This window comes from Prevotella melaninogenica (assembly GCF_013267595.1).
Taxonomy (GTDB): domain Bacteria; phylum Bacteroidota; class Bacteroidia; order Bacteroidales; family Bacteroidaceae; genus Prevotella; species Prevotella melaninogenica_D.
Genome location: NZ_CP054011.1, coordinates 1,591,730 through 1,603,278, shown reverse-complemented (window position 1 = coordinate 1,603,278; position 11,549 = coordinate 1,591,730). Strand labels below are relative to the sequence as shown.

Below are 11,549 nucleotides of genomic sequence, written 5' to 3'. Positions count from 1 at the left end.
CGGCCTTTCTGTAGGATAAACATGCGTAGAATGTTGTTTTCCCACATGTTTATTCTACGTAAAAAGAGCATAAAAAAAGAAGCGATATCAAGGTGTTTTTGATATCGCTTTTTCCTTGTATCTTATAAATGCTTGTTTGTAAGCGTGTTATTTGTCACATAAGTTTGTGTCACACAAGTTTGTGTCACACAAACTTGTGTGATTGCTATTTTATTACTATATTTGCAGTCGTAAGACAAGCTAAAACGTAATCGTTATGTGCAAGAAATTTGTTTATGGAGTAGCTGTTTCCGATTATAACTTCATAGGAAGAGAAGTGGAAACAAACCGATTGATGAATAATTTCAGAGGTGGTATCAATACCATTCTGATGTCTCCTCGTCGACTGGGAAAGACCTCCTTGGTGATGCGTGTGTGTGAAAAGATGAAGTCAGAAGATATTATAACGATTTATTTAGACATCTTTGGTTGTAAGAGCGAATATGACTTTTACAACCGTTTGGCATCAGAAGTACTGAAGCAGACGGCATCAAAGCAGAGTATGTGGCTCGAGGAGGCAAAGGAGTTCTTGTATAGACTTACGCCAAAGATATCATTTAGTCCCGAACCGAATAGTGATTTTGCTATTTCTTTGGGTATAACTCCGAAGACACATACGCCAGAAGAAGTGCTTGAGATGGTTGAAAAGATTGCTATAAAGAAAGGAAAGCAGATTGTTGTCTGTATTGATGAGTTCCAACAGATAGGTGAAATGACCGATAGCAAGCATGTACAGGCACGATTAAGGAGTGTATGGCAACATCAGAAGCACGTATCTTACTGTCTTTTCGGTAGTAAGCATCACTTGATGAGTAGCATCTTTCTACACCGCAGTATGCCTTTCTATCAGTTTGGCGACTTGATAGTACTCGGCAAGATACCATCGGCTGAGTGGGTGGAGTATATTGTCAGTCATTTTGCAGATGGTAAGAGGACTATCAGTTCAGCCCTTGCGGAGGAGATATGCAGCTTCACCGACAACTATTCAGCCTATGTTCAGCAGTTATCTTGGCTCGTTTATACACAGAAGGAGGAAGGAGAGACTGTGGATGAGATCGATATCAAACAGGCAACAGATGACCTCTTAGCGACAAATGAGGTACTCTTTATGCAGATGGTTGAACCCCTCTCGGAGTATCAACTTAACTTTCTACGTGCCTTATGCTCTGGTGTAACGAAAAACTTTGGACTTGCAAAGATACGAGAGAAATATCAATTGGGGAGTTACTCGAATATCAGCCGATTGCAGAAAGCACTCTTTGATCGTGACTTGATAGAAAAGCGTGGGATGGAGTTGGCTATTACTGATCCTGTGTTTGCCAAGTGGTTTCAACGAAAAATGATGTTTTAAAAATCAGAGAAGGCATAAAATAAAAGGCGTCAAGTCAATAGTTTTTATCGTATTACATACTTTTCTTATACGAAGAAACTATTGGCTTGACGCCTTTAATCGACTTTATTATAGTCTTATTCCTTATCCATAGTGTAGCATTACGCCGTTATCATCTTACGTGATATGCGTAGGAGGATGGCAAAGAGGATAACTGCAGTGATGAAACCAGCGATGGCATCAATGAGATAATGCGCTTGGATATAAACAGTGGCACAGCAAAGCAGAAGATAGAAAGGTGCAAGGATAGCTAAAAGTTTATAGTTGCGATCGTGCCAAAGGAGTAACATACAGATGGTGCTGACACCAACGTGTGAGCTTGGAAAGGCTGCAGTAGGACGCTCACCAGCTGCCTTAGCATCCTCAACGAGGTGATAGAAGATGCCGTCAGTATATCCTGGGCTTGGTAAACACTCCTGATGATGGTTGAAGTAGTCGTGAACATTAGGGAAGATACCCGCTGTCACGTTCTGTAAACCAATTGCCTTGTAATAGAAGGTAGGTCCTGTTACAGGCACGAAGATGAATACGATGTAATAAATAAAGAAGGAAGAGAGGATGATAAAGGTAGCTCTATTAAACTCCTTATAGTACCACCCGAAGTAATAAACAGCCGTTGCGGCTATCATTGGATAGTAGGCAGCATAGCCCATGTCGAACAACTCGCTGAAGAGATGTCCCGGCAAAGCCTTTGAGAAGAGTAGGGCTGGCTGACAACCAAAGAGGTCTTGCTCCCATTGCGCAAAGAGATGGTCGAGGTTGGGCAGGTGTCTATTGATTTCAAAGGTGTCAGGATACCACCAAGCAAGTAGTCCTAACTGTACGCCAACACGTAGGAAGTGAGTCGCCCTACAGGGAGCTAAGCGATAAACCACCCACATAGCAGCCGTCAAAGCGACGATGCGTAGACGACCGAAGATCATTGCCTGCGGGTTGTTAATGGTGGTGTACATAAAGAAGATGACGATGAGTGTCAGCACTAAGTAAGCCATTACCACCCATTCGTATGCCATAAGACCCTTTACGGGCTTCTTTTCTAATTTAAATAAGTCTATGATGAATTGTTTCATTGTTTGTTGTTATTGGGCTTATTAGGCCTATTAGCCTTATTAGCCTAATTGGGCCAATAAGGCTAATAATAATTAGCTAAATTACAGCCAGCCTTCTTTTTTATACCATTCAATTGTCTCTTTCACGCCTCGTTTGAGGTCATATTCAGGCTTATAGCCTAACTCTTCAATCGCGGGACGGATGTTACAACGCCAGTTACGCTGCTTTAGAATCTGGTATTTGTCGTTGTTTAAAGCCGAAATCTTACCTGTCGCATGTCCGATAAGGTCGCCAAAGAACGTGACAACACGTAATACCCATATCGGAGCTGTGATACGAATCCACCAAGGACGGCCTAACTCCTCGTGGATAAGGTCGCTGAAAGTAGTGCTCTGGTAGACCTTTCCATCACTTAGGAAGTAGGCACTGCCTATCTTTCCGTGGTCAAGTGCAAGGAAGGTAGCCTGCACCACGTCCTTAACATATACAAAGGTAATATCCTGCTGCTTATAACCAACAGCGAAGTCGCTATGCCCCTTAATGCTCTTCGCCATCAGGAAGTAATCCTTCTCACGTGGTCCATAAACGCCAGTTGGGCGCAAGATGATATAAGGAAAGGACGAAGGCAACAGCTGTTCAGCCTCCAACTTACTCTTACCGTAGGCTGTGTTAGGCTGTGGAGTATCTGTTGGCTCTATCTCTTTATAAGGTTGTTGCTCTCTGATAGCGCCAAAGATACTAAGACTTGATAGGAAAACAAAACGCTCCAAAGGCTGATTAAGTGCTTGAAGAGCCTCTACAAAGTTGCGCGTACCATCCCGATTGACGCGGAAGAAATCCTCCTTATTCAAGCATTTTGTTACACCAGCGGCATGAACAACATAGTCAAACTGATGTCCAGAGAGCTGTTCTTTTAGTTTATCGACAGATGAGAAGTCTAATTCTATGAAATGAATCCGCTCATCCTGGAGGTATTCTCGTGAGGAAGTACGGCGTACTACCGCCCAAGTTTCCATACCCCTGCGCAGTGCTTCCTCCACGATAAAGGAGCCAATGAAGCCCGATGCGCCTGTTATAAGTATCTTTTTCATTAAAAATTTCGTTGCAAACGTTTGCAAAGATACAAACTTTTTCGTTACTTTGTGGAAAATAACAAAACTCAAGTTTCGGTTTTTAGATGTTTTGTATGTAATGAACAGCATTGCAACTAAGTATCAAACCGTTTTGTCTCGGTCTACCGGACACATGCTACGGCTATTTCGGACGACTTGTCCGAAGCCCTCGGACAATGGTGTCCGATGGCTTTTAAGACTGCTTAGGATAACCTTTACTTGAGTTCAAAACAACTAATTCCACTATGAGGAAAGAAAAGAAAAGCAGCAAGCGATTGACTAAGAAGCAGCTTGCAGAGAAACTCATGAGTTTCTTTCAGACACAACCCGACGAGACATTTAGCTTTAAACAGATATTTCATGCACTCAAGTTGACCACCCATCCAGCCAAAATGTTGGCGATAGATGTGATGGAGGAATTGGCGTGGGACGACTTCCTGTCAAAGGTTGGAGAGAGTGCTTACACGTTGAATACCAAAGGACAGGTGCAGGAAGGTACCTTTATCCGCAAGGCGAATGGTAAGAATACATTCCTGCCAGAGGATGGTGGTACACCAGTCTTTGTCTCTGAGCGTAATTCTATGGCGGCTTTGAATGGCGACCAAGTGAGAGTTCAGTTCATGGCACGCCGTCAGAATCATATAAAAGAGGCAATGGTCATCGCGATACTGCAACGGAAGAAAGACACCTTCGTAGGAAGGTTGCGTGTCGAGAAGGACATTGCCTTTCTTGTAACACAGGAGAATCTCTTTATTCACGATATTCTTATTCCTAAGAAGAAACTAAAGGGAGGAAAGACAGATGACCGTGCTTTGGTGAAGATAACGAAGTGGCCTGATGCCGACCATAAGAACCTTGTGGGCGAAGTGGTGGACGTCTTGGGTGAAGCTGGTGACAATGATGTAGAGATGAACACCATCCTTGCACAGTATGGCTTGCCTTATAAGTATCCTAAACGTGTCGAGGATGCTGCCGAGAAGATAAGTGCTGAGATCACAGCACAGGACTATGCGGAACGTGAAGACTTCCGTGACGTATGGACTTGTACGATTGATCCACGTGACGCGAAGGACTTTGACGATGCACTTTCTATCCGAAAGTTAGAGAGTGGACTGTGGGAAGTGGGCGTACATATTGCGGATGTGTCACATTATGTCAAAGAAGGCGATATTATCGACCGTGAAGCCCAACAGCGTGCGACGTCAGTTTATCTCGTAGACCGCACTATTCCGATGCTTCCAGAGCGTCTTTGTAACTTTATCTGTTCGCTCCGTCCAGATGAAGAGAAGCTTGCTTTCAGTTGTATATTCAACCTTGACGATGAAGCAAACGTAAAGGCTTACCGCATTGTGCACACGGTTATCAAGTCAAATCGTCGTTATGCCTACGAAGAGGCACAGCAGATATTGGAAGACAACGGTGTTATTGATGGTACAGGCGAGCCTGCTCCAAATCCAGGAAAGGCAGGATATAAAGGCGAGAATGCCGAGCAAATCATTACACTCGACCGTCTTGCAAAGTTGATTCGTGGTCGTCGTATGAAGGCAGGAAGTGTGAAGTTCGATTCAGAAGAGCTCCACTTCGACATTGATGAGAAGGGTAAGCCAATCCGTTGTTACTTTAAACGATCAAAGGATGCCAACAAGTTGATTGAAGAGTTTATGCTCTTGGCTAATAAGACAGTAGCAGAAAGCGTTGGAATCGTGAAGAAAGGCAAGAAAGCAAAGACCCTTCCTTATCGTGTTCATGACAATCCTGACCCACAGAAGTTCGAGAACTTGCGTGAATTTACAGCTAAGTTTGGTTATAAACTCAAGTCTGCCAGCACCAAGGGTGCCACTGCTCGTGCGTTGAACAAGTTGATGGACGAGGTACAAGGCAAACGTGAAGAGAAGGTGATACAGACGATTGCACTCCGTTCGATGATGAAGGCGAAGTATACTACGCATAACATCGGTCACTTCGGACTTGCTTTTGATTACTACACCCACTTCACTTCGCCTATTCGTCGTTATCCTGACACGATGGTTCATCGCTTGATAACACGCTACCAGAACGGTGGTCGCTCGGCTAATAAGGACCATTACGAGGAACTTTGTGAGCATTGTTCAGACATGGAACTCGTTGCACAGAATGCAGAACGTGACTCTATCAAGTATAAGATGGTTGAGTTTATGAGCGAGCATATCGGTGAATGCTATGATGCACACATATCTGGTATTCAGAGTTTCGGTATCTATGCGGAGATAGACGAGAACCATTGCGAGGGTATGATACCAATGCGTGACCTCGATGATGACTACTACGACTTCGACGAGAAGAACTATTGTCTCGTTGGTCGTCGTCGTCACCACGTCTACCAACTTGGTGATCCTATCCGCATACAGGTGGCTAAGGCTGATTTAGAGCGTAGACAACTCGACTTCGCACTTGATGATGGTCGCCCATTAAAGGCAAAGCAGACCGCTGCTGAGTATGCTGTAAATAGGAAGAACGACCGAAAGAGCAGCAAGCGTGGTAGCAAGAGCCGCAGAAGAAAGTAGTTATCAAGGTGAGACGAAAGATATTCTTTTCACACAAAGAGGAACTATGGAACTCATGGAGTCATAGTGGAGGAATCGTACTGGGCGTAGTGTTCGGTACGATTTTCCTTGTTTGGTGCTCTAAGGAGCGGTCTGGTTGGGCAACAGCGGGTGTGATATTATATCTTGTCGGGATGCTTTTCAGTTATATCACATCGACTGTCTATCATGCCCTCTCTGCTCATTCTGTATGGAAAGAACGCTTGCGAAAGTGGGACCATGCAGCCATTTATTGGCATATCGCAGGCTCTTATTCGCCCATAACACTGATAGCCTTGCGCAATCAAGGTGCTTGGGGCTGGGGTTTGTTTGCCTTTGTATGGCTCTGTGCGATACTCGGCACCATCTCATCCTTCCGTAAACTGCGTGACCATAGTAACTTAGAAACGTTGACATTCATCGGTATGGGGCTATCAGTATTGGTCGCCTTCAAGCCATTAGTCGATGCTTTGGAAACGCAATCGCTCGTCTGGATCTTTGCAGAAGGAGTCATGTATATCACTGGTGCATTGTTTTATTCGCTCAACAAACGTAAGTATATGCATACAGTATTCCACTTCTTCGTCCTTGCAGGTAGTATTTGTCATATCATAGCCGTGTGGGGAATCTTGAAGGAATACCTATGATTTGTATTCATATAAACACAAAAAGAAATGTTTAAACGTAGTTTCTTGCTTTCCATAATACTCATTCTTGCGGTCGTGAATACGCAGGCGCAGGAACGACAATACACTCGTCTGAAAGGCTATTATCGTGTCTATCAGAGCACAAACTCCATGCTTAGCTATTTTATTGACGGTATGATGGAGTTTTATATACCGCTTTCTGACACTGCTATTGAGGCTTCAGAAGGGAAGAAAGGATCGCCTTTTGTTGAACGAAAGTTTCTTGGTGAACGTCGTCGTAAGGCTCCGAAAGCCAATGGTGATGATACCTTTGTGCGCATTTCACTCCCTAATCTGGAACGGCAGACGCTCCTTAAGAGTATTGACAGCGAGGAATACTCCACTCGTAACAATGGAGATGTGTACCGATGGGCTGATAAATGCGGTAAGATAAGCAAGGAAAAGCGGAAGATTAATGGGAAGATAGAGGTTGTGACAACCCTTGAGATGGACGAACTCGTTGGTCAACCAAAGCACGAAATAGACATGAGTCAGCTGCGTATGTATGGTATCGTGGCTCGGATGACTCAGTATGATGAGAGCGAGAGTTACCTCTCTAACAATCTTCTCCTTGCCTCACAGAAGCATCAAACCTTCTTTGCTCACTACCGTGGAGAGGACGATGACGAGCGAATTGACGTCTGGAGTGAGTTTTATGTGTCGGACCGTATGACCATTACTGAGAGCGAACTCAAACGTATTAAGAAAGAGAAGAACAGCGTTTGGACCTTCTCTATCCCTGCTGTTGTCCCACCATTAGACAAGGAAGTGGCTGAGGCTTGGACCAAGATGGTGGAGTATTGAGCAAGAGATGATGTTAAGGAGTTAAGGAGTGAAAGGGAGTGAGAGGAGTTAAGACAAATGTTCTATAGTTAACTTAGCGATTGTTTTTAGTGCTGGTTATGGGATAATGCAGCATTATCTACAACCAAGTGCAAGACAGAAACGGTAATATTGAATTGAAGAATGAAGAAAAGTATCTTTATATTCTTGGCATGTTTAGTGTTAGTAAGCTGTGGGCAGCAACGGAGTAACATCTCTTTTCCAGAAGAGAAGTTCACTGTCGACTTGCGTCTTCCTACTACTCCAGTGAAGGGTCAAGGGTTGAGTTCGCTCTGCTGGGTCTATGGCATGCTTGCAACCCTTGAGACAGAGCATATTATACGGGGTGATTCTATAAACCTAAGTCCTGACTATGTGGCACGTATGTATCTTAGTGAGCAGGCAAATCGTCGTCATTTACTCCCTAATAAGGTCGTTCAGAAGGAGGCTGATATCACAACGCGTGGCATGTGTACTATGGCACTCGACCTTATACAAACCTATGGTTTGCAGCATTATGATGCGTATCGTCATAAGCCAGATATGGACTATAACGTTCTTTGTCGTAAGTTGGATAAGGGCAATGATGCGGAGAAACTATTGGATAAGTATATCGGTCCGCTACCTAAACAGGTCTTTATATTAGGCGCATTATACACTCCATTAGAGTTTGCACATAGCGTATGCACTGATGATGAGTACGTAGCACTAACCAGTTTCACACATCATCCATACGGACAACGCTTCCCTTTGGAAGTACCTGATAATTACTTTCATGACACTTTCCTCAATGTTCCACTCGACACGATGATGAATCGCATTGTTCAGAGTCTACGAGCAGGACATCCTGTGTGCTGGGAAGGTGACATATCAGAGCCTGGTTTCTTATTTGGAAATGGCTTTGCTGTGTTGAAAAATGAAGACAAAAAGGTGACTGCCGAGCGTCGACAGACTTCTTTTGAAGCGCATCGTACAACCGATGATCATGTCATGGAAATCGTTGGATTGGCTCACGACCAACATGGTCGACGCTTCTTCCTCTGCAAGAATAGTTGGGGAACAGCCAATCGCTACCATGGTTTTATGTTCTTAAGTGAGAACTATGTGCGTATGAAGACCATTGCTGTGGTGCTTCGAGCTATTTAAGACAAATATAAAACAAGGTGATAGGGACTGAGCACTCAGCCCCTATTTTTGTTTCTATACCCACGAGAGTAGCCCTACTAAGACTTAACAGCCACAGAATAAGCCTAATGCGTTCTAAGTATCAACTCACCTCCTGCCTGCATCACAGGGACCTCAACCTCCGAAGAATACTCCTTATAATTAAACTCTCCATCTGGTAGACGATACAAACTAAGCTTACTGTCTTCCTCAGCAGCACATGAGATCTGCACCGTCTGACTATGTGTATTCTTCAGTTTTATGGGTTGGTAAAACATTAGATAACCTCTTTCTCCATTAAACCCATTCGGTATTTGGCTCTCTATACCATACCTGACTTTATTACAAATGGCAAAGCTATCCTTCTCGTTAATAGCTCCATTCGTTTCTATCCTTACCTTTGCAAGCTGCTTGCGAGGGATCAATATATTCTGTTCATACACCTGTCCTTGCTGTAAACGACCTGGCATTCCATAAGCATCATAGAAGAGCTTCCTCTCACTCAACGGACGTACTGCTGTGATATCAGTAGGTAATAGATACACTTTGTCATCCAACTTACTCAAATCCAACGTCATCTGTAGATGGTATACGAAGCCTTCTTCAGGTGAATAAGTGGTTAAAGACTTTAATTCTTTGTCGTTTAAGTTGAAAAACATTATGTAGTTACCATCCTTATCCGTCGTTGCTTTGGCCTTATGATAAACCTTAATAGAATAAAGAGCAGACATAATCGTGTAGTCCAACTTCAATTCTATGTTAGGAATTGGCTGTCCATCTGGCGTTTTAGCAACCCCTTTAATAATCAAACTCTTAGGATCTGGCTTATCAATAAAGTCGTCTTCTTCAGAATGACAGCTTGCCAATAGCAACATAATCACTGGTAAAGCAAGTAGATACAATAATACCTTCTTCATAATCCATTCGTTTTTAGTTTTAAGTTAGGTCGTTTTTAGATATCATAGCTTTAATATGATACCATCCTTCTACATTGATTTCGATTTCACAAAGGTATGTAATATTTGAAAAAAAAGCAAGAAGATTGCTTGTAAAAATATGATTTTAAGGATTTATACACCATGAAGTGTAGTGTAAGTATGCGTATTAACAAACCCTATTCACAATAATAAGCGGTCAAACATTGCAAGGCTTATAATTTATTTTCATGAAAATAATTCTTTTTCTTCATGAAAATAAATATTTCTTTTCACGTAAATAATTATTTTTCTTCATGAAAATAATTCGCAGAAGGTGAACTCTACTACTGCTTTATTCCCACTTATGCAGGCTATTTTCATGTGATTTAAAATTAAAAAGGGGGCATATTTGCCCCCAATATCTTATGTTGTCAGTTGTTTGAAACCTACTTTATAAGTAGCTGACGCGCAAACTCCCAAATGACAATACCAGTTGTTACACTTACATTCAGTGAGTGTTTGGTGCCGAACTGTGGAATTTCAAGACAGCCGTCACTCATGTCCACGACACTTTGCTTTACACCTTTCACCTCGTTGCCCAGCACGATAGCGTAGTGGATGACTGGGTGTTGGGTGTTGGGTGTTGGGTGTTGATGGTTGGTTGGGTTCTCTGTGTTGAGCTCCTGCAGCTTTGTTGAGCCTTCCACTTGTTCTACGCTATACACGAATACACCTTGATGATGGAGTTCTTCGATAGCATCTTCTGTACGTTCAAAGTAACGCCAGTCAACTGAGTCCTCACCACCGAGTGCGGTCTTATGAATCTCTGCGTTAGGAGGTGTGGCGGTAATACCGCATAGATAGACAGCTTCCACGCGGAAAGCATCAGCCGAACGGAAGACACTTCCCACATTATGTAACGACCGCACATCGTCTAACACAACGATGAGTGGCAGTTTATCAGCTTCCTTGAATTCTTCAAGGGAAAGCCTATTCATTTCGATTGTGCGTAGTTTTCTCATAAGGAAAAGCCCCACCCGACCTCCCCGAAAGGGGAGGAGTCTTAGCTTGTGAAGTTCCACCTAACCTCGCCGAAGAGAGGAATATTAGCTTGTAGAACCCCATTTAACTTCCCCGAAGGGGGAGGAGTCTTAGCTTGTGTGTGGGTTATAGTTGTAGAATATTATTATAGAATAGGGATATATGCTAAATATTATAGATATCTCAACAAAGCATCCCTGTATTATTATCCCTTTATTATCTGCACTCCCCTCCTTTCGGAGGGGTTGGGGGAGGCTTTCTTACTGCAAACTAAACCCTACAGCGTACGCCTTAATCTTTGTCACCATAGACAGTAAGCCGTTGCTACGTGTAGGTGAGAGATGCTGGCGGAGACCTATCTTGTCAATGAAATACAGGTCAGCATCGATAATCTCTTGTGGAGTATGATTACTCAATACACGTATCAGAAGGGCAATGATACCCTTTGTGATGAGTGCATCAGAGTCAGCAGTGAAGATAAGTTTACCATCTACGTTGTCACACTGCAGCCATACACGGCTCTGACAACCATCAATAAGGTTCTGCTCGTTCTTATACTGCTCCTCTAATGGCTCCAACTCGTTACCCAAGTCAATGAGCATTTGGTATTTATCCATCCAATCAGTGAAGTCCTCGAACTCACTAATTACCGCATCTTGTGCTTCGTTTATTGTCATTGTATAAATGTTTTGTTCTATTCAGAATTATGAAAACTTCTGTGAGTAGAGTTATATAAGCAAGTAACTTGTCCACTTGTCTACTCGTCT

Annotated in this window: 10 protein-coding genes; 5 read left to right on the top strand and 5 right to left on the bottom strand. The window is 43.1% G+C overall.

What is annotated here, in order from left to right; all coding sequences use genetic code 11:
- The first annotated feature begins 256 nt into the window (after nt 1–256).
- Complete coding sequence (locus tag FIU21_RS11940) at nt 257–1,390, top strand: AAA family ATPase (protein WP_004358984.1); 1,134 nt, start codon at nt 257–259, stop codon at nt 1,388–1,390.
- 140 nt (nt 1,391–1,530) lie between these two features.
- Here the strand turns inward: FIU21_RS11940 and FIU21_RS11935 are convergent, their stop codons facing one another.
- Nucleotides 1,531–2,499 carry a phosphatase PAP2 family protein gene (locus tag FIU21_RS11935; RefSeq protein ID WP_004358985.1) on the bottom strand — a complete coding sequence of 323 codons (969 nt, stop codon included), beginning with the start codon at nt 2,497–2,499 and terminating at the stop codon, nt 1,531–1,533.
- A gap of 81 nt (nt 2,500–2,580) precedes the next feature.
- The gene (locus FIU21_RS11930) at nt 2,581–3,570 is read right to left on the bottom strand and encodes an NAD-dependent epimerase/dehydratase family protein (RefSeq protein WP_004358986.1); all 990 of its coding nucleotides are present in this window, start codon (nt 3,568–3,570) and stop codon (nt 2,581–2,583) included.
- Between the two features lie 266 nt (nt 3,571–3,836).
- On the opposite strand from FIU21_RS11930, the gene rnr reads away from it, so the two are divergent.
- From rnr to FIU21_RS11910, 4 genes are all read left to right on the top strand, one after another.
- Complete coding sequence (gene rnr, locus FIU21_RS11925; RefSeq protein ID WP_036885751.1) at nt 3,837–6,134, top strand: ribonuclease R; 2,298 nt, start codon at nt 3,837–3,839, stop codon at nt 6,132–6,134.
- Between the two features lie 8 nt (nt 6,135–6,142).
- Nucleotides 6,143–6,799 carry a PAQR family membrane homeostasis protein TrhA gene (gene trhA / locus FIU21_RS11920; RefSeq protein ID WP_004358988.1) on the top strand — a complete coding sequence of 219 codons (657 nt, stop codon included), beginning with the start codon at nt 6,143–6,145 and terminating at the stop codon, nt 6,797–6,799.
- 27 nt (nt 6,800–6,826) lie between these two features.
- The gene (locus FIU21_RS11915; RefSeq protein WP_004358989.1) at nt 6,827–7,642 is read left to right on the top strand and encodes a hypothetical protein; all 816 of its coding nucleotides are present in this window, start codon (nt 6,827–6,829) and stop codon (nt 7,640–7,642) included.
- A gap of 162 nt (nt 7,643–7,804) precedes the next feature.
- Nucleotides 7,805–8,806, top strand: a complete 1,002-nt coding sequence (locus FIU21_RS11910; RefSeq protein WP_004358990.1) for a C1 family peptidase — start codon at nt 7,805–7,807, stop codon at nt 8,804–8,806.
- A 104-nt stretch (nt 8,807–8,910) separates the two neighbouring features.
- Here the strand turns inward: FIU21_RS11910 and FIU21_RS11905 are convergent, their stop codons facing one another.
- From FIU21_RS11905 to FIU21_RS11895, 3 genes are all read right to left on the bottom strand, one after another.
- A complete protein-coding gene (locus tag FIU21_RS11905; RefSeq protein WP_004358991.1) occupies nt 8,911–9,741 on the bottom strand; it encodes a hypothetical protein in 831 nt (276 codons plus the stop codon).
- A 446-nt stretch (nt 9,742–10,187) separates the two neighbouring features.
- On the bottom strand, nt 10,188–10,763 hold the full coding sequence (locus FIU21_RS11900) for an RNA methyltransferase (protein ID WP_004358992.1): 576 nt from the start codon (nt 10,761–10,763) through the stop codon (nt 10,188–10,190).
- A 279-nt stretch (nt 10,764–11,042) separates the two neighbouring features.
- Nucleotides 11,043–11,459, bottom strand: a complete 417-nt coding sequence (locus FIU21_RS11895; RefSeq protein WP_004358993.1) for a SufE family protein — start codon at nt 11,457–11,459, stop codon at nt 11,043–11,045.
- Nucleotides 11,460–11,549 lie beyond the last annotated feature (90 nt).

Coding starts and splice junctions, on each gene's coding strand:
- FIU21_RS11940 (WP_004358984.1), top strand. CDS start 257: ATGTGCAAGAAATTTGTTTATGGAGTAGCTGTTTCCGATTATAACTTC.
- rnr (WP_036885751.1), top strand. CDS start 3,837: ATGAGGAAAGAAAAGAAAAGCAGCAAGCGATTGACTAAGAAGCAGCTT.
- FIU21_RS11910 (WP_004358990.1), top strand. CDS start 7,805: ATGAAGAAAAGTATCTTTATATTCTTGGCATGTTTAGTGTTAGTAAGC.
- FIU21_RS11935 (WP_004358985.1), bottom strand. CDS start 2,499: ATGAAACAATTCATCATAGACTTATTTAAATTAGAAAAGAAGCCCGTA.
- FIU21_RS11915 (WP_004358989.1), top strand. CDS start 6,827: ATGTTTAAACGTAGTTTCTTGCTTTCCATAATACTCATTCTTGCGGTC.
- FIU21_RS11930 (WP_004358986.1), bottom strand. CDS start 3,570: ATGAAAAAGATACTTATAACAGGCGCATCGGGCTTCATTGGCTCCTTT.
- FIU21_RS11905 (WP_004358991.1), bottom strand. CDS start 9,741: ATGAAGAAGGTATTATTGTATCTACTTGCTTTACCAGTGATTATGTTG.
- FIU21_RS11900 (WP_004358992.1), bottom strand. CDS start 10,763: ATGAGAAAACTACGCACAATCGAAATGAATAGGCTTTCCCTTGAAGAA.
- FIU21_RS11895 (WP_004358993.1), bottom strand. CDS start 11,459: ATGACAATAAACGAAGCACAAGATGCGGTAATTAGTGAGTTCGAGGAC.